Source organism: Terricaulis silvestris, assembly GCF_009792355.1.
In the GTDB taxonomy this organism is placed as follows: Bacteria; Pseudomonadota; Alphaproteobacteria; order Caulobacterales; family Aquidulcibacteraceae; genus Vitreimonas; species Vitreimonas silvestris.
The window spans coordinates 1,194,600-1,210,404 of sequence record NZ_CP047045.1; the positions used below are offsets into that span (position 1 = coordinate 1,194,600).

The 15,805-nt window shown below is 64.6% G+C and carries 19 protein-coding genes; 13 read left to right on the plus strand and 6 right to left on the minus strand.

The window, feature by feature from the left end; all coding sequences use genetic code 11:
• The first annotated feature begins 3 nt into the window (after positions 1–3).
• Positions 4–453: a hypothetical protein gene (locus DSM104635_RS05780; protein WP_158765294.1), complete on the plus strand. Its 450-nt coding sequence runs from the start codon at positions 4–6 to the stop codon at positions 451–453.
• On the opposite strand, the gene DSM104635_RS05785 is transcribed toward DSM104635_RS05780, so the two are convergent.
• Positions 433–936, minus strand: coding sequence for a hypothetical protein (locus tag DSM104635_RS05785; protein ID WP_158765295.1), 504 nt, complete (start codon positions 934–936; stop codon positions 433–435). The genes DSM104635_RS05780 and DSM104635_RS05785 overlap by 21 nt on opposite strands.
• A 67-nt stretch (positions 937–1,003) precedes the next feature.
• On the opposite strand from DSM104635_RS05785, the gene DSM104635_RS05790 reads away from it, so the two are divergent.
• The 4 genes from DSM104635_RS05790 to DSM104635_RS05805 all read left to right on the plus strand — a co-directional run bounded on the left by DSM104635_RS05790 (position 1,004) and on the right by DSM104635_RS05805 (position 2,561).
• Positions 1,004–1,435 carry an iron-sulfur cluster assembly scaffold protein gene (locus DSM104635_RS05790; protein ID WP_158765296.1) on the plus strand — a complete coding sequence of 144 codons (432 nt, stop codon included), beginning with the start codon at positions 1,004–1,006 and terminating at the stop codon, positions 1,433–1,435.
• A 15-nt stretch (positions 1,436–1,450) separates the two neighbouring features.
• On the plus strand, positions 1,451–1,870 hold the full coding sequence (locus tag DSM104635_RS05795) for an MmcQ/YjbR family DNA-binding protein (protein WP_158765297.1): 420 nt from the start codon (positions 1,451–1,453) through the stop codon (positions 1,868–1,870).
• 61 nt (positions 1,871–1,931) lie between these two features.
• Positions 1,932–2,225: a hypothetical protein gene (locus DSM104635_RS05800; RefSeq protein WP_158765298.1), complete on the plus strand. Its 294-nt coding sequence runs from the start codon at positions 1,932–1,934 to the stop codon at positions 2,223–2,225.
• Positions 2,226–2,228: 3 nt separating this feature from the next.
• Positions 2,229–2,561: a hypothetical protein gene (locus DSM104635_RS05805; protein WP_158765299.1), complete on the plus strand. Its 333-nt coding sequence runs from the start codon at positions 2,229–2,231 to the stop codon at positions 2,559–2,561.
• Here DSM104635_RS05805 and DSM104635_RS05810 read toward each other — a convergent pair.
• The gene (locus DSM104635_RS05810) at positions 2,498–4,633 is read right to left on the minus strand and encodes a gamma-glutamyl-gamma-aminobutyrate hydrolase family protein (protein WP_158765300.1); all 2,136 of its coding nucleotides are present in this window, start codon (positions 4,631–4,633) and stop codon (positions 2,498–2,500) included. The genes DSM104635_RS05805 and DSM104635_RS05810 overlap by 64 nt on opposite strands.
• Before the next feature lie 198 nt (positions 4,634–4,831).
• Between DSM104635_RS05810 and yidD the strand changes: the two genes are divergently transcribed.
• Together yidD and thrS are read left to right on the plus strand one after the other, a co-directional pair.
• Positions 4,832–5,161 (plus strand): membrane protein insertion efficiency factor YidD, encoded by a 330-nt coding sequence (yidD, locus tag DSM104635_RS05815; protein WP_158765301.1) that lies wholly within the window; start codon positions 4,832–4,834, stop codon positions 5,159–5,161.
• A complete protein-coding gene (gene thrS, locus DSM104635_RS05820; protein ID WP_158765302.1) occupies positions 5,158–7,086 on the plus strand; it encodes a threonine--tRNA ligase in 1,929 nt (642 codons plus the stop codon). Before yidD ends, thrS begins: the two co-directional genes overlap by 4 nt.
• Here the strand turns inward: thrS and DSM104635_RS05825 are convergent.
• Positions 7,052–7,492 (minus strand): globin domain-containing protein, encoded by a 441-nt coding sequence (locus tag DSM104635_RS05825; protein WP_158765303.1) that lies wholly within the window; start codon positions 7,490–7,492, stop codon positions 7,052–7,054. The genes thrS and DSM104635_RS05825 overlap by 35 nt on opposite strands.
• Positions 7,493–7,667: 175 nt before the next feature.
• Between DSM104635_RS05825 and DSM104635_RS05830 the strand changes: the two genes are divergently transcribed.
• The gene (locus tag DSM104635_RS05830) at positions 7,668–8,570 is read left to right on the plus strand and encodes a glycosyltransferase family 2 protein (RefSeq protein WP_158765304.1); all 903 of its coding nucleotides are present in this window, start codon (positions 7,668–7,670) and stop codon (positions 8,568–8,570) included.
• Here the strand turns inward: DSM104635_RS05830 and DSM104635_RS05835 are convergent.
• A complete protein-coding gene (locus DSM104635_RS05835) occupies positions 8,536–10,206 on the minus strand; it encodes an ArnT family glycosyltransferase (RefSeq protein WP_158765305.1) in 1,671 nt (556 codons plus the stop codon). The two genes, DSM104635_RS05830 and DSM104635_RS05835, sit on opposite strands and share 35 nt — an antisense overlap.
• Before the next feature lie 132 nt (positions 10,207–10,338).
• On the opposite strand from DSM104635_RS05835, the gene DSM104635_RS05840 reads away from it, so the two are divergent.
• From DSM104635_RS05840 to DSM104635_RS05850, 3 genes are all read left to right on the plus strand, one after another.
• A complete protein-coding gene (locus tag DSM104635_RS05840; RefSeq protein WP_158765306.1) occupies positions 10,339–11,070 on the plus strand; it encodes a glycosyltransferase family 2 protein in 732 nt (243 codons plus the stop codon).
• Positions 11,071–11,162: 92 nt separating this feature from the next.
• Positions 11,163–11,603 (plus strand): hypothetical protein, encoded by a 441-nt coding sequence (locus DSM104635_RS05845; protein WP_158765307.1) that lies wholly within the window; start codon positions 11,163–11,165, stop codon positions 11,601–11,603.
• A 188-nt stretch (positions 11,604–11,791) separates the two neighbouring features.
• Complete coding sequence (locus DSM104635_RS05850; RefSeq protein WP_158765308.1) at positions 11,792–12,127, plus strand: DNA-binding protein; 336 nt, start codon at positions 11,792–11,794, stop codon at positions 12,125–12,127.
• On the opposite strand, the gene DSM104635_RS05855 is transcribed toward DSM104635_RS05850, so the two are convergent.
• Positions 12,124–12,348: a hypothetical protein gene (locus DSM104635_RS05855; RefSeq protein WP_158765309.1), complete on the minus strand. Its 225-nt coding sequence runs from the start codon at positions 12,346–12,348 to the stop codon at positions 12,124–12,126. The genes DSM104635_RS05850 and DSM104635_RS05855 overlap by 4 nt on opposite strands.
• Before the next feature lie 72 nt (positions 12,349–12,420).
• Here DSM104635_RS05855 and DSM104635_RS05860 point away from each other — a divergent pair, with 72 nt between their 5' ends.
• Both DSM104635_RS05860 and DSM104635_RS05865 read left to right on the plus strand, forming a co-directional pair.
• Entirely contained in the window at positions 12,421–13,848 is a 1,428-nt protein-coding gene (locus DSM104635_RS05860) for an amidase (RefSeq protein ID WP_158765310.1), read from the plus strand.
• A 245-nt stretch (positions 13,849–14,093) separates the two neighbouring features.
• A complete protein-coding gene (locus DSM104635_RS05865) occupies positions 14,094–14,906 on the plus strand; it encodes a class I SAM-dependent methyltransferase (protein WP_158765311.1) in 813 nt (270 codons plus the stop codon).
• Here the strand turns inward: DSM104635_RS05865 and DSM104635_RS05870 are convergent.
• On the minus strand, positions 14,903–15,712 hold the full coding sequence (locus DSM104635_RS05870; protein ID WP_158765312.1) for a class I SAM-dependent methyltransferase: 810 nt from the start codon (positions 15,710–15,712) through the stop codon (positions 14,903–14,905). The two genes, DSM104635_RS05865 and DSM104635_RS05870, sit on opposite strands and share 4 nt — an antisense overlap.
• Positions 15,713–15,805: the final 93 nt, after the last annotated feature.

Genomic DNA, 15,805 nt, shown 5'->3' on the forward strand with positions numbered 1-15,805 from the left:
GAGATGAAGCGTTTTGCCGTGGCTGCAGCTTTGGCTTTCGCGCTTGCCGCGTGTGAGACCACGCCGGTGAGCGCGCCGGCCGAGCCGTCGGGGCCGTCGGCGATCCCGTCCGGCGATTTGAGCTTGGGCGATTGGCGTAACGCGTCAGAGGCGGCGACGCTGGAAGCGTTCTCAGAGAGCGTGTCGGGCCGCTATGGCGCGGGGCTGGCGATCAGCGCGGCGTCGGCGGACTTGCGGCGCAATGAGTTTAACTGCGGCCCGGCGCCTGCCGCCGATCGCGGACGCGGCGATCCGCCGGCGCAAGTGTGCCGGCGCACGACGACGGCGAGCGGCTGCACGCACACGTGGCAAGTTCACTTGTTCGACGAAGGCGGCAATGCGCGTCTGGCGCGGACGCGTGGGTTGTACGATCGCCGCTGCGGCGGCGATGGCCTATTGGGTGGGCCCGGCTGAGGCTGAGCCTTCGGTCGCCAAATAGGTGGCGATGTCTTCGTCATCGAGCGTCAGCATCGGGATCAGACGATAATTGATCACGGCGTTCTTGCCGCGCAGGCGCTCTAGTGCGGCGCGGCCGTTCAAGATGATGCGCGGCGCGTCGGCGCCGAGGACCGCGTCCATGCGTGCGGCGGTGGTGAAGATGGCGCCGGCGGTGAAGCCGTTGCGCACCTGCACTTCGCGCGGCGCCGGCTCGGGTCCCTCGGCCAGCGCGAGCACGACACTGGTGTCGAGCAGATAGCGGCGGAAGATCGGACGCATGCGCGCGTCGTCGAGGCCAGCGACGAAGGCGAACTCAAGCGGCGTTGAAGGGTCGATGGGTTCGCCGCTCACCGGTCTTGCGGTGTCCGGCGTCGCGGGCGGGGCCGGCGTTTCAGTCTGGGCGTGCGCGATGGCGGGAAGCGACGCCAGGGCCGCGGCGACAAAAGTGCGTCTGCGCATGAATAAGCCTCTCCGCGCTCCTATTCTGCCCGTTGCTTGGCCGCCAAGGAAGGCCACATAAAGGCAAATGGACGACCTCTACCACCCGCGCATTCTCGAACTCGCCGGCGACATGCCGCATGTGGGGCGGCTCGATGCGCCGGATGGGGCGTCGACCAAGGTGAGCCGGGTGTGCGGCTCGGTGGTGACGGTGGAACTCAAGCTCGCGGACGGCGTGGTGAGTGAGATCGCGGTGCATCCGAAAGCTTGTGCGCTCGGCCAGGCCGCGACCGGCGTGCTGGCGATGCACGCAATTGGCGCGACGCCGGATGAAATACGCGCGGCGCGCGATGGTTTGCGCGCGATGCTGAAAGACGGCGCGCCGGCGCCGGGTGGGCGGTTCTGGGAGCTGCGGCATCTGGAAGGCGTGCGGGAATACCCGGCGCGGCACGCGAGCACGATGCTGGCGTTTGATGCTGCGGTGGACGCGCTGGATCAGGCGAAGGCGAAAGCGCGCTAAGCGCAGGAGGCGCGTATGTCAGCCAACCCGCCATTGAAACACACCGATGGGAAAGCGTTGCGCAAGGCGGCGCTGGTCTATCCCGACACGGTCGAGGATTTCCCGTGGGGCCACATCGCGATGAAGGTCGCGGGCAAGAAGGCGTTCGTGTTCATGGGCGCGACTGAGGATGGCGGGTTTTCGTGTTCGCTGAAGCTGCCGTTCCGCAATGAGGAAGCGCTGAAGCTGAGGGGCGCCGAGCCGACCGGGTACGGTATGGCGAAGTCGGGCTGGGTTACGTTCACCTTCGGACCGAAGGCGAAGCCGCCGATGGTCAAATTGATTGATTATCTGGACGAAAGTTGGCGCGCCGTGGCGCCGAAGAAACTGTCGGCCGCGTTCGCGCCGCCGACCGTGACGAAGAAGGCCGCGCCAAAGAAACGCAAAGCGACATAGCGCGCTAGGCGCAGGCCGCGGGCTGGGCTAGCTTCGCGGCAGGGGAACAAGGGAGACGTTCATGCTGAGGCTGGTTCTGCTGCTCATCGTCATCGTCGGCGTCGCCGGGTATTTTACGCGACCAACAGAGGCGGTGATGCGCGAAGGCGCTGACGCGGTGCTGAGCGATCCGTCGAATATTTCCGAAGGCCTTGAGGGCATCGGCGCGACGATCGCGGGTGATCGCGCCTACAGCAATTACTATGTCGCCGCGAAGTATGACGTGACGCTGGACGGCACGCCGGTGGTGAGCTGCTGGGGCGCGTTCCAGCAAGTGAAGTGCAGCCGCCAGGCCGACACTCGCACGGGCGGCTAACGCGTGCGCCTTTTACTGCTGCTTATCCTGATTGGCGTCGGCGCATATTTTACTGTGCCGACGCGCGAGGCGCATGAGACGGCAGCGCGCGCGTTCTTGGAAGCGCGGACGGAAGAGCAGACGGCAGGCGTGGAAGCGCAATTGCCGGGGATGTCGCTCGATGGCGTCGTGGACTTCCTCACCGGCATGGTGGCGGGGCAAGGGCGCTACGAGACTTACTACGTGGCGTCGAAGTTTACCGCAGACTTGCCGGGCTCGGCGTTCATTGAGTGCTATGGCGCGTTCACCTTTGTCCGTTGCTCAGAGGCTGGATCGGACGCTGCCTCGGGCGTCTGAGGCGGTGTCGCGGGCGGCAGAGACTTGGCGCGGCGTTCTTCGGCGCGGGCGTAGGCGGTGTCCACCAGTGCGCGGAAGAGGCGGCGGAACGGGGCGCGGTAGATCAAAAATTCCGGATGGAATTGTACGCCGATCCAGAACGGCTGTGACGGATCTTCGATGCCTTGAATGACGCCGTTGGGTTCGCGGGCGCTGACGGTGAGGCCGGCGCCGAGGCGGTTGATGGCCTGTTGGTGGATGGCGTTGACGTGCATCTCAGCGGAGCAGTGCGTGATCTTCGCAAGCTTCGACTTGAAGCGGATGCGGATCGGCAGGCGGTGAAAGAAGCGCCAGAGGATGTGATCGGGGCGATCGACTTTGAAGCCGGTGAGATCGCCATGCAGCGTGCCGCCGGCGAGGACGTTGAGCATTTGCGCGCCGCGGCAGACGCCGAGCACAGGCAGATCGTGACGGCGCGCGGCGAGCGCCCATGAGGCTTCCATGTCGCCGCGGGCGAGATCGTAGCGATAGCCGGGTTTTGGGTTGCCTTGGTAGCGCTTGGGATAAACGTCTGAGCCGCCGCCGAAGATGAGGCCGTCGATGGTGCGCGGATCGCGCGGGGCGCGGGCGGTGAGCTTCACCGGATCGCCGCCGGCGATCCAGACCGCGAGGCGCATGGCGAGATACGGGATGGTGTCGCCCTCTTCGGGCTTGGTGATGCCGATGATGGGGCGCTTGCGGGCTGGCGGCGGTTCGAAGCTTTCAGGCGGCGTGTCTTCGGCTTTGTAGGTGACTTCCGGCGGCAGCTTGCCGTGACGCGCTAGCGATGAAAGCACGAAGAGGGCGCCGAGACCTACGAGCGGATCTTTCGCATCTGTCAGTTCACTGGGCGCTTCCTTGAGATCGCGGACGGCGCTGCGGAGTTCGCTGAGCGCTTCGCGGACGTTGAGCGATTTGCCGACCGCTTTGCTGGCATTTTCGATGGCGGAGAGGAATTCGCCGGATTTGGCGTGGGTTTTGGCGTCGGCCCAGGCTTCGGCGGCGGCGTTGAAGTGTGGGTCGGAGTTGGCGACGTCTTCAATAGCGGCGAGCAGCCAAGCGCCGGAGGTTTTGGTGGTGGCGCCGATTTCGGCGTCCTCCTCGTGCGTATCAGCGAGGCCGACGGTTTGTTTGTAGAGCAGCCACGGGAAGTCGACGCCGGATTCGACCGAGTGGAAAATGCCGGCCCAGAAGCGGGCGTTGACTTCGATCAGCTTGGGCGCGTCTTTCGCGGCGCCACTCCAGCGAAAATCGAGTTGCGCGACGCCGTTCCAATTGGTGGCGGCGATGAGCTTTTCCGCTTCGGCACGGAAGGGTTCGGCATCGACGGTTTCGCGCACGGCGCCGGCGCCGGCTTCGCGTGGGAAGGTGGTGACGTTCCGGTACGCCATCATGGCTTTGAGTTCGCCGGCGCTGGCGAGCACGCAGACGCAATAGTCTTCGCCGTCGATGCATTCTTGGATTAGCGGCGGATTGTCGAAGCCGAGGGCTGCGGCTTGTTCTTCCATCTCTTCTTGGGTTTGCGCGCAGGAGACGCCGCGGCCGCCAGTGCCGTCCACGGGTTTGACTATCACGGGGTAATCGAAGCTTGGCGCGAGTTCTCGCAACGCTTCGAAACTTTCGGGGCGCCAGGTGTCGGGGATGTCGAGGCCGTGTTCGCGGGCGAGGTCGGCGAGGCGATCTTTTGGTGTTACGAGTTCGATGCTGGCGATGCTGGGGGCGGCGAGCTTGATGGTCGGTTCGAAGCGGGCGCGGTTGCGGGCGATGAGATCGATCTCGCGGAACACCGGCATTAGCACGTAGGGGCGACCGTCGGTCGGCGCGTAGTCGCGGACGGCGGCTTCCATGTCTTGCAGGAATTGCTCGGGATCGGTGTCCCAGGGCGCGACCGTGAAGGTCTCCTGCACGTGGCGGGAGAAGGAGAGCACGGTCATGCCAACGTCGTCGCAACCGATCACTTCGACGCCGCGCTCAGCCAGCGAACGGGCGATCACCAGCGCCATCAGGCTCCGGCCATAGGTGAGGATGACCCGCCCCGGGCTGCGCGCACTCATGCTGGAGGGAAAGCCGGGCGGCGGCGCTTAGTTCCCCGGCGCGGAACAGTAGCCAGCGCCAGCGAACACGCTTATATCCGGCGCATGGACCGGCGTTTCGTCACCACGACTACCTGCTAAAGCCGGCGGCGCGAGATCGGGCGCGCCGCAGCGGCCGCGCATTGACCCGGTCCTCACACCAACACATCGCTGATCGTTATGTCGCCGAGCATTCCAGCACGGGGCCTTCTGGGCCTTATCCAACTTTATAAGTGGTCGCTGTCGCCGTTAATTGGGCGCGGCTGCCGCTACCTGCCGACGTGCTCGACGTATGCGGCGGATTCGATCCGTACGCACGGCGCGTGGGCCGGAAGCTGGATGGCCGGAGCGCGGCTTTGCCGGTGCCAGCCATGGGGCGGACATGGCTGGGACCCGGCGCCGCGCGAGATCAAGACGAACTCGTGGTGGCGGCCGTGGCGCTATGGCGATTGGAAGGGCGGCTATCGCGCGCCGCCCGAAGGCATCGAACTCGATACGAGCAAATTATGAGCATTTCTCTCAAATTTCCCGATGGCGCCGAGCGTTCGTATGACGACGGGACGACGCCGCTGGCTGTGGCGGAAGGCATTTCCAAGTCGCTGGCGAAGAAGGTTGTTGCGGCGAAGATCGATGGCGCGTGGTGGGATTTGACGCGGCCTCTGGAAGGCGGCGGCAAGTTCGAGCTGGTCATGCGCGATAGCGCGGACGGGCTTGAAGTGCTGCGTCACGACGCGGCGCACGTGCTGGCGCAGGCGGTGCAGGAATTGTTTCCGGGCACGCAGGTGACGTTCGGCCCGGTGACGGAGGACGGCTTTTACTACGACTTCGCGCGCGACGAGCCGTTCTCGACGGACGATTTCGAGAAGATCGAAAAGCGCATGAAAGAGATCGTGGACGCCGATCTGCCGATCATCCGCAAGGTTTGGCAGAAGGACGAGGCGATCGCGCACTTCAAGTCGATCGGCGAAATCTACAAAGCCGAGACGATCGACGAGGTGATCAAGCCGGGCGATCCGATCACGGTCTATTCGCACGGCGACAAGTGGGGCGATCTCTGCCGTGGGCCGCATTTGCCGTCGACGGGGAAGCTCGGCAAAGCCTTCAAGCTGATGAAGCTCGCGGGCGCGTACTGGCGCGGCGATCAGAACAACGCGCAGCTGCAACGAATCTACGGCACGGCCTGGGCCGACGAGAAGCAGTTGGAGGGCTATCTCCATCGGCTCGAGGAAGCCGAGAAGCGCGATCACCGTAGGCTTGGGCGCCAGTTAGAGCTCTTCCACATGCAGGAAGAGGGCAAAGGCATGGTGTTCTGGCATCCGAAAGGATGGACGCTGTGGCGCGTGCTGGAGAATTATCTGCGCCGCCGCCTCGACGAGGCCGGCTATAGCGAAGTGAAGGCGCCGCAGATTCTGGATCGTTCGCTGTGGGAGCGTTCAGGTCACTGGCAGAAATTCCACGCCAATATGTTCACGTGCGAGACGGTCGAGGGTGAAACCCTTGCGGTGAAGCCGATGAACTGTCCCGGCCATATCCAGATCTTCAACCAGGGCCAGAAGAGCTATCGCGATCTGCCGCTGCGCTTGAGCGAGTTCGGTTCATGCCATCGCTACGAACCGTCGGGCGCGCTGCAGGGCCTGATGCGCGTGCGGGCTTTCGTGCAGGATGATGCGCACATTTTCTGCACGGAAGAGCAGCTGGTGCCGGAGACGATCGCGTTCTGCAAATTGCTGCGCTCGATCTACGAGGATTGCGGCGTCGAACTGCACGCGGTGAAGCTGGCGTTGCGGCCGGAGTTGCGCTTCGGTGAAGATGAGATTTGGGACAAAGCCGAACGCATCTTGCAGGAAGCCGCTGAAGCGGCCGGTGAGAAGCTCGAATTCCTGCCGGGCGAGGGCGCATTCTATGGGCCGAAGCTCGAATTCCACCTGCGCGACGCCATTGGCCGCACGTGGCAGTGCGGCACGCACCAGCTCGACTTCGTGCTGCCGGAGCGCCTCGATGCGGAATATGTCGGCGAGGATGGCGCCAAGCATCGTCCTGTCATGTTTCACCGCGCCATTTTCGGCTCGTTCGAGCGTTTCCTTGGCATTCTGATCGAGCACTACGCGGGCGCTTTCCCGATGTGGATGGCGCCGGTGCAGGTAGTGATCGCCACGATCACGCAGGACGCGGATGGCTACGCCAACGAGGTCGCCGCCGAGATGAAGAAGGCGGGGCTGCGCGTTGCGCTTGATCTGCGCAACGAGAAGGTTGGCTACAAGGTGCGTGAGCATTCGCTGGCGAAGACGCCGGTGATTGCTGTCGTTGGGCGCAAGGAAGCCGACGAGCGCAAAGTGGCGCTACGCCGTCTCGGTAGCCAGGATCAGAACGTGATGGAGCTGGATGCCGCGATCGCAGCGCTCAGCGCTGAAGCGACGCCGCCGGACTTGCGCTGACGCCGTAGGCGGCTTCGCACATGGCGTCGGACATAAGCTTGTAGGCGGTGGTCCAGGCCAAGCGTGCTTCCGGCGTGAAGTCGGGCCCGAGTTCGTGGCGGAAAGTGCGCATCAGCGCGGTGCCGACGATTGCGTAGTGACGCGCTTCGACGCCGTAGCCGACGTGGCGGACGCCGAGTTCGCGGACGGCCGGCAGGATGGCGTCCAGCCGGTCAAGTCCCTGGACGATGTAGGCCAGGAACATCATCAGCTGCTCGCCCTGGCGGATCATGTCGCCGCTGAACATGCGCTTCAGCGGCGGCTCGATCAGGAAGAGCTCGTTGTAGAACGTGGCCGAGAAATGCGGACCGATCCGCGCGGCGCGCTCGAAGGTGCGCTGCACCAAGGCGGCTTGTTGCGGGTCCATCTGGCCTTACTCCGTCGAATCTCGACCTGTGGATTGCCGCATTTACGGGTTAATCGAGGATGAAGCCTTTTTCATGCGTCTGCTAAAACCCACATCAGTGGGGTCGCTGGACGGCGGGCGTAGGCCGTTACAGGATAAGACTCGAACCAACGGGCGCCGGGCGGAGAGACATTAGGTGGACAAGTTCCCCTCACGCGAACGCGCGACAGCGCAGGCGCTAGCGCCGCGAGTGTCGGCCGTTGTCGTTGTGCGCGACGCGCGTGCGGGCGCTCAGGCGCCACTGGATTTGTGTTTGCGCAGTGCGCTGGCTGAACCTTGGATCGATGATCTCGTGGTCGTCGATCACGGCAATGCGCCGGGTGTGTCGGCGATGCTGCGGGCGCTGCAGGCGGACCGGCGCGATGTGAGAGTGGTCACGGTTGAGGCGCAGGAGAGTTCAGCGGCGGCCGCGAACGCCGGCGCCGAGAACGCGCTTGGGCGCTGGTTGTTGTTTCTCGATCCAGACGTGGTGCTGCAGCGCGGCGCGGTTGCGCGGATGGCGGCGGCCGGCGGCGGCGCGCGGACGCCGTGGATTGTTGGCGGGCGGCTCACTGACATTGAAGGCCGCGAGCGCCGCGCGGCGCGTGGCGGCGCGCTCAACACCTGGTCGGCGATCGCGGTGGCAATGGATTGGGCCAAGAAGCCGCAAGCGCGGCGGAGCAGCGTGAGCGGCGATGCGCCGGAGCCTGCTTCGGTAGCGGCGGTGTCGGGCGCGTTCATGCTGATCCCGTGTGGCGATTTCCAAGCGCTCGGCGGGTTCGACGAAGGCTTCGCGACCGACGGGGCCGATCTCGATCTTTGCCGCCGTGCGACGGATGCGGGCGGCAGCGTGCTGTTTCAGCCGGACGCTTCCGGCGTGAAGTTCTCGCGTCGCCCGCGCGGCGGCCGCAAGCAGGCGCAAGGTCTGGCGCGGTTTGCGGTGAAGAGTGCGAAAACGCCGTTTCAACGCGCGTTTGCGGCGATCGCTGCGCCGACGCTCGCGGTGCTACTGGGCGGGCGCGATTTTATCGCGGGACGTCAGCCGGCGGCGCGGCGCTGATCGGGCGTAGTTCGCCGACAAACAACGCAACGCGATCCAGGTTGGCGATAGTGAGGCCGCGCACCGGTTCTTCCGCTGGCGTGAATTGCAAGTCGCGTGTGGCGAGTTGGGTCGTCATGTCTTGCATGGCGCGGCCTTCGATCACGATCGCATCGCCGATTTGCGCTTCGCCGCCGGCTTCGACGGGGCCGGCGAGGCGAATGTCTGTGCGCGTGATGAAGATGAGGCTTGGCTCGCTGTAGCCGACAACCCAGAGCGGGCGATCGTCGCGTGGGGTGAGGCGTGCGCGGGTGAGGGCGGCGACGACTTCGCTGCTGACATTGAGCGCGCGCGCTTCCGGCAGAATGCGTTCGCGGAAGCTGAAGGAGAGCGCCAGCGCGCACGCCACGAGCACGGCGCAGCGCGCGGCGGGGCGGCGCAGCATGATGAGCGCAGTGAAGCTCGCGGCGACGATGCCGACGCCGATCAGCGCCGTGGAAATGGCGCGGCGCGTGTCGGCGGCGAAGTCCCCGGGCATGAAGGTGGCGGCAATCGACATCAGCGCGACGATGACGCCGCCGGCGACGGCGAACAGCGCGACGCCGGCGGGATGCGTGGTGCGCCAGCGGCGGCCGGTCATGGCGGTGAGGCCCGCGCCGCAGAGCAGCGCGATCGCCGGATATGCTGGGAGTGCGAAGTGCGGGAGTTTCGCCGGCGTGAGTTCGAACACGAGGAGGATCGGCAGCGCCCAGCAGATGAGAAAGCGGAACGCGGCGTGATCCTCGTCGGCGAGGGGCGCGCGGATGGTTTCGATGCTGAGACGCGCGGCGGCGGGGAGCGCGTAGGTGGCGGGGAAGATGAGGAACGGCAGCAGGAAGAGGTGGAAACCGGGGAGTGTGAACTGATCCAGTCCGCCGCGTTCGAAGCTGAACAGCGTGCCGAGGGAAAGCGCGGCGACGATTGCGAACAGGAGCGGGCCGGGCCACCAGAGCAGCGGCTTCATCCATGCCGCGCGACGTTCCCAGGCGAAGAGCGACGCGAGTGTCAGCGTCGCCGCCAGTGGTGCGATGAAGCCTTTGATGAGGACGCCGCACGCAAGCGCGAACCAGAAGAGCAGTGAGATGACTTTCTTTCGTTGCGGCGCACGAAGCCGCGCCAGCGCCGCCAGTGCGAGCGTGGTGAAGCCGAGCAGCAACGCGTCGGCGGTGGCGGCCATGCCTTGGAAGCCGGCGAGCATGGCGACGCTCAGGAGTGCCGCGCCGAACAGCGCGCTGCGTTGGCCGATCAATGCTGCGCCGCCCCAGAGCGTGGCGATCGCGGCGAGGAGGAGCCCAAGCGTCGATGGCAGCCGGTAGAACCAGATCGCGTTGCGCTTGTGGGTCAGTGGTTCGGCGGCGTTGACGGCCGCCGCTTGCAGCCAGTGAACGCCGATCGGCCGAGCGCTCTGAGTTTCGGTCTGCAAGCGAACGTGGGCGTAGTCGCCGGCCTCGACCATCTGGCGCGTGGCTTGAGCGAAGCGCGCTTCCTCGGGATCCATCACCTGCATGCGGCCGGCGCCGAACTGCGCGGAGAGGAACGCGATCAGCGCGATCAGCGCGTAGCTGCGCCAGCCTTGGGCGAACTGGTCGAACAGAGAAGCGGGTTGCGGGGCGGACACGAGGGCGGGTGTACCGGGTTTCGGGCGGGCGGGGACCACTTCACCTTGCAGGATGGGCGCCTCGATTTAGGGCCGGTGACCGGCTAAGAGGGCGCGCCCTGGCTTAGGTTTCTTGGGCGACGAGACGGGAACTTGACCGAAAGCATCGAATTCAGCGTGGTCGTGCCGGTGAAGGACGAGGTCGGGAATGCGGCCGCGTTGGCGCGCGAGATCGCTTCGGTGCTCGATGGGCGTTCGTACGAGATGATCTTCGTCGATGACGCCAGCCGTGACGACACCAAGGGCGAACTGGCGCTGCTAAAGCGGGAATTGCCGGCGCTTCGCATCATCGGCCATCGCAACAATTCCGGGCAAAGCCGTGCTGTGCGCACCGGCGTGCTGGCGGCGCGGGCGCCGATCGTGGGCACGCTTGACGGCGACGGGCAGAACGATCCGGCGGACTTGCCGAAGCTCTTAGCTAAACTCACGCGTGCAGAGGCGCCGGGCAATTTGGGCATGGTCGCCGGCAAGCGCGGCAAGCGTCAGGATGGTTGGAGCAAGCGCTGGGCCTCCAAGATCGCCAATGACATCCGCAAGGCTGCCTTAAACGACGGCGCCGACGATAGCGGTTCCGGCGTCAAGGTGTTCAAACGGGAGGCTTTTTTGCGCCTGCCGTACTTCGATCACATGCACCGTTTCATGGCCGCACTGATGCTGCGCGAAGGCTATGCAGTGGAGTTTTTGGAGGTTAATCATCGACAGCGGAGCGCCGGGCGCTCGAAGTACACGAACCTAGGCAGGTTGGCCGCGAATATGACCGACCTATTTGGCGCGATGTGGCTTCGAAGCAGGGCGCGCCTGCCGGGAGGGACAGACGAGTTATGAACGACCGCGTCGATCCTGGTGAACGTATCGCACTTCAAGCAGCGACGACGCGGGGGCGTCGGTCTCGCACGCAATCACAGCAGGGGGGCCCAATGGGCGCTATTTTCAACGTATTTCCGCTGATCCTCGTCCCGGTCCTCACCTACAATATCTGGGCGTTCGGAGCGACGGCGACTTCCAATGGCGACGGCGCCGGCGTGCGTCAGCATCTGGCCGATGTCTGGGTCCGAGTGCCGATGGCGTCTGGCGCGGAGTGGACCATCGCGTTCGGCGATGTGCTCATGCTGCTCGCGCTGATCTTGCTCTTCATCGAATTGCTGAAATCAACGTCGACCGGCACCGCGGCGATTTTCAATCACGCGCTCTCGATGCTGGTGTTCATCATCTGCCTGGTCGAATTCCTGCTGCACCCGGCTTTTGCCACGAGTGTGTTCTTCGTCATCCTGGTGATGGCGCTGTTGGACGTGCTCGCTGGTGTGGTGGTTACGATCATCTCGGCCCGCCGCGACGTGGAGTTCGCGGGCCAGCACTGAGCCTAACAATTCAGCTAACGTTGATCGGCAGTCGGTATCCGGCTGCCGATTTTCGTTTGTTTACAGGCACCACATTCCGATCGCGAGCGCGATTGCGAAGTCGAGCGTGCGTGCGAATCGGGGGAAGATGAAGCCGTCCATAGACGCCGAGCCTGCAGGTTCGGCGCCGCTTTTTGGGTGGGTGCAAAATGTCCCTCTTCTTCGACGCCGACTGGTTCGACGCGAAATTGGCTGAGCGCGGTTTGGATCGCGCGGCGTTAGCCATAGCGGCAGGGCTTGAGCGCACCGACTTGCATGCCGTGTTCATCAATGAACGCGCGCCCACAGCAGAAGAGTTGGAGACGTTCGCGCGCGTGTTGCAGTCGGACTTGGTAGAAGTGACGCTGAAGAGCGGTGTCGCTGCGCGCGAGGCGCCGCCGACGAACGCTGAGCCGGAAGATCGGATCGAGAGCATCGAAGCGCGGCTTGATGCGATCGATAACTGGCTGGCGGAATTCGAGCAGTCGAAGAAGAAGAGCGCTTAAGCGCGCGTGTTCACCACGATGCCGGGACGGGGGCCGCACGGCGTGCTGGCATAGCCGTGTGCGTATTGCGTTTCTTTCGGCGCGATTTGGTTGACGAGGGTGGCGGCGAACAGCGGGTCGAGCCAGCGGCGCGGGGCGCGGCGATCCGTGGCGCGGCGGTCGCTGTCGCGACGGTCGCCGGTTTCCTCCACGTAACGGAGCGGGATTGGGCCTGCGCTCATGGGCTAGGCGCTGCATCAGACGTGCCAAACGCGGATTAACCGCTTAACGTTCTCGCAAACGCGGAGGCGCACATGAGTTTCGCTGAATACGCCGACTATGATGGCTTGGGCTTAGCCGAGTTGATCCGCAACAGGGACGTGACGCCGAGCGAATTGCTTGAGGCCGCGATCGAGCGGATCGAGCGCAACAACGGCAAACTCAATGCGGTCGTTCATAAAGCTTACGACGAAGCGCGCGGTGTCGCGGCTGGCACGTTGCCGGACGGGCCGTTCAAAGGCGTGCCGTTTCTGATCAAGGATCTGGGCGTTAGAGTTAAGGGCTGGCCGCGCACGTCGGCGAGCCGGTTTGCGCAAATCGATGCGGACGACAGCGATAGTGAATTGATCACGCGCTATCGCGCGACGGGCGCGGTGCTAGCGGGAAAGACCAATACGCCGGAGTTTGGCATTCCGGGCGTAACCACGTCGGCGCTGCTGGGGCCGTGCCGTAATCCTTGGAATACGGATCACATCACGGGCGGCTCTTCTGGTGGCGCGGCGGCTGCCGTGGCGGCCGGGATGGTCCCACTGGCGCATGCGAGCGATGGGCTGGGCTCGATCCGGATACCGGCGGCGTGTTGCGGGCTGGTTGGCATGAAGACGACGCGCGATCGCAATCCGAATGGTCAACACGATACCGATCGTGCCATCGGGCTCTCGGTGGATCACGTCGTGTCGCGCACGGTGCGCGACAGCGCAGCGATGTTGGATGCGACGGGGTATCCGGAGGGCAACAGCCCGTTTGCGTATCCGGCGAAGGAGCGTCCGTACGTCGAGGAGATTGCGCGGGGGCCGGGCAAGCTGCGCATTGGCTGGTCGAGTGAGACGCCGCGTGGCGAGCCGATCGAGCCAGAAATTCGAGCGGCGCTGGAGCGAACGGCGGAAGCGTTGGGCAAGCTCGGGCACGACGTGCGCAAAGGGGGCTTGGGCATCGACTATCGCGCGCTTTATCGTGCGCAAGGCTTGGTCTCGGCGTCAAACTTCGCGGCGGGGATCAAACGCTGGATCGAGATCAAGGGCCGCGAGCCTGGCGACGACATCGAGGGCTTGGCGCGGCGCGCTTATGAGGCGGGCAAGAAGATCAGCGGCCAGGACGCGATGTGGGGTTGGCAGCAATTGCGGCTGATGAACCGGGAGATACTCAGCAAGTTCGAGACGTGGGATGTTTGGCTGACGCCCGTGTTGAGCACCAATGTGCCGCGCGTTGAATTTCTCGATACGCTGATGGAGGATTTGAAGGAGTTCGATCGGCGCCAAGCCACGACGTTCGGCTTCACGCCGCCGTTCAATCTGACAGGGCAGCCATCGCTGTCGCTGCCGCTGTGGCAGAGCGAAAGCGGGTTGCCGATTGGGATGATGTTCACGGGGCGCTACGCGGACGAAGGCACGCTCTATCGGCTGGCGGGGCAGCTGGAGAAAGAACTGCCTTGGGCCGTGCGGAAGCCGCCGGTTTGGAATTAGGCGCAAGCGTGGACAGGTTGGAGCGCAGGGCTTCAGCCCCGCACCTTGGACCCGGTGGCGCTAAGCGCGCTTGAAGGGGCGCGCTCCAACCTGCAATCACAAAGACGTTGAGCAAAGTTCGTTGGCGTTTCGGTCGAAGCCACGTGAGCTGGAGTCTGCCAGAAGCCTGGACGTGACGCAGGGCACGGCGCGCCGGGAGCGCTGCGCTTAGCCCGCGTCCATTGGTTTGAACAAAGGATAAAGCGATGAACCCGAATAAGGCTCTTTGGGAAAAAGGCGACTTCACTCGTTTGGCGGCCACCATGCGCGAAAGCGGCGAGGCGCTGACCGATAGCATCGGCGTGCGGCGTGGGCTGAAAGTGCTCGATCTGGGCTGCGGCGACGGCACCACGGCCGTGCCGTCAGCGAAGCGCGGCGCGGATGTGCTGGGCGTTGATATCGCCGCCAATCTGGTCGCGGCCGGCAACAAGCGGGCGCAAGAGCTAGGGTTGACCAATCTCCGCTTCCAGGAAGGCGATGCGTGCAATCTCGAAGGCATCGCCGATCACAGCTTCGATCTCGTCGTCACGATTTTCGGCGCGATGTTTGCGCCGAAGCCATTCGATGTGGCCAAGGAAATGGTGCGCGTTACCAAGCCGGGCGGCCGCATCGTGATGGGCAACTGGATCCCGAACGATCCGACTTTGGTGGCGTCGATCCTGAAGATCAGCTCGGCATACTCGCCGCCGCCGCCGGAAGGTTTCATCAGCCCGATGACGTGGGGCGTGGAGGGCAACGTGGTGGAGCGCTTCGAGGCTGCGGGCATCGCGCGCGACAGAATCGCGTTCCTGCGTGACACCTACACGTTCAACGCCGAAGCCACGCCGGCGCAATTCCTGAACACGTTCCGCACGTATTATGGGCCGACGATGAATGCGTTCGAAGCGGCGGCGAACAACGGCAAGGAAGCCGAGCTGCAGCGCGAACTTGAAGCGTTGTTCGCGGCGCAGAACAAGAGCACGCGTCCAGACTACACTTCGATCCCGGCGACGTTCCTGCGGGTCACAGTTTCGGTCTAACGCTTCTTGGCGGCGTAGACGTGGGCCTCGAGCGGCATGCGTGACGGGGCCTTGCCAAAGCGTTCTTCAAGTTCGCCGGCAATGGCCTCCACCATGTCGTCGGGGTTCACGCCGCCCGCGCGGATGTCGACGATCATCGGGTTGCCGTAGATGGCGCCGGTGGCGAAGTGGCGCCAATCGGGCACATCGCGGCTGAACTGAACCACCGCGTGATCCACTTCTCGGAAGCCGCCGGCGAGCAGGTCTGCGCGCACTTGCGCCGAGTCTGAGTAGCCGAACGGCGTCAGATAAAATTTCGGTGGGTTGTCCGGCAGGAAGCGTTCGGCATCGCGGTGCGCGATTTCGCCGAACGGATTGGATTGCATCGAGCCCCAGGCATTGAACAGCAATGTGCCGCCAGGCTTTAGCACGCGGCGCGCTTCGGCGTAGGCCGCGGGACGATCGGGAAAGAACATGACGCCGAATTGGATCACGACGAGATCAAAGGCCGCGTCGGCGAAAGGAAGAGCCATGGCGTCGGCGGTTTGGAAGCGGACGTTGCCCGCTGAGATTTTGGTCTGGGCGATCTCCAGCATGGCGGCGTTCAAGTCCGTGGCGGTGATGTTGGTTGCCGGCGGCAGCGCCTGACGCAAAGCGGCGGTGGAGATGCCGGTGCCGGCGGCGATCTCCAGCACATCGCTGGGCGCGAGGGATGCGGCGCGACGGGCGAGGTCTTCGGCGTAGCCCTGGAAAATGATCGGGCCGAGGTGTTGGTCGTAGAAACGCGGGATGTCGCCAACGAATTGGGCGGCGGCGGGCGTGGTCATGCGCGGCCTCCTGATGACAATGCGGGGAGAGTATCGCAGATGCCTTCGCGCCGCTCATGACGTTCGTTACACGCGTAGCGGGCGTTTCGCGTC

Bases quoted from the DNA above. Each gene is read 5' to 3' on its own strand.
- DSM104635_RS05810 (WP_158765300.1), bottom strand. From the start codon at position 4,633: ATGAGTGCGCGCAGCCCGGGGCGGGTCATCCTCACCTATGGCCGGAGC.
- DSM104635_RS05865 (WP_158765311.1), top strand. From the start codon at position 14,094: ATGAACCCGAATAAGGCTCTTTGGGAAAAAGGCGACTTCACTCGTTTG.
- yidD (WP_158765301.1), top strand. From the start codon at position 4,832: ATGTCGCCGAGCATTCCAGCACGGGGCCTTCTGGGCCTTATCCAACTT.
- thrS (WP_158765302.1), top strand. From the start codon at position 5,158: ATGAGCATTTCTCTCAAATTTCCCGATGGCGCCGAGCGTTCGTATGAC.
- DSM104635_RS05860 (WP_158765310.1), top strand. From the start codon at position 12,421: ATGAGTTTCGCTGAATACGCCGACTATGATGGCTTGGGCTTAGCCGAG.
- DSM104635_RS05790 (WP_158765296.1), top strand. From the start codon at position 1,004: ATGGACGACCTCTACCACCCGCGCATTCTCGAACTCGCCGGCGACATG.
- DSM104635_RS05800 (WP_158765298.1), top strand. From the start codon at position 1,932: ATGCTGAGGCTGGTTCTGCTGCTCATCGTCATCGTCGGCGTCGCCGGG.
- DSM104635_RS05855 (WP_158765309.1), bottom strand. From the start codon at position 12,348: ATGAGCGCAGGCCCAATCCCGCTCCGTTACGTGGAGGAAACCGGCGAC.
- DSM104635_RS05870 (WP_158765312.1), bottom strand. From the start codon at position 15,712: ATGACCACGCCCGCCGCCGCCCAATTCGTTGGCGACATCCCGCGTTTC.
- DSM104635_RS05850 (WP_158765308.1), top strand. From the start codon at position 11,792: ATGTCCCTCTTCTTCGACGCCGACTGGTTCGACGCGAAATTGGCTGAG.
- DSM104635_RS05785 (WP_158765295.1), bottom strand. From the start codon at position 936: ATGCGCAGACGCACTTTTGTCGCCGCGGCCCTGGCGTCGCTTCCCGCC.
- DSM104635_RS05845 (WP_158765307.1), top strand. From the start codon at position 11,163: ATGGGCGCTATTTTCAACGTATTTCCGCTGATCCTCGTCCCGGTCCTC.
- DSM104635_RS05780 (WP_158765294.1), top strand. From the start codon at position 4: ATGAAGCGTTTTGCCGTGGCTGCAGCTTTGGCTTTCGCGCTTGCCGCG.
- DSM104635_RS05825 (WP_158765303.1), bottom strand. From the start codon at position 7,492: ATGGACCCGCAACAAGCCGCCTTGGTGCAGCGCACCTTCGAGCGCGCC.
- DSM104635_RS05795 (WP_158765297.1), top strand. From the start codon at position 1,451: ATGTCAGCCAACCCGCCATTGAAACACACCGATGGGAAAGCGTTGCGC.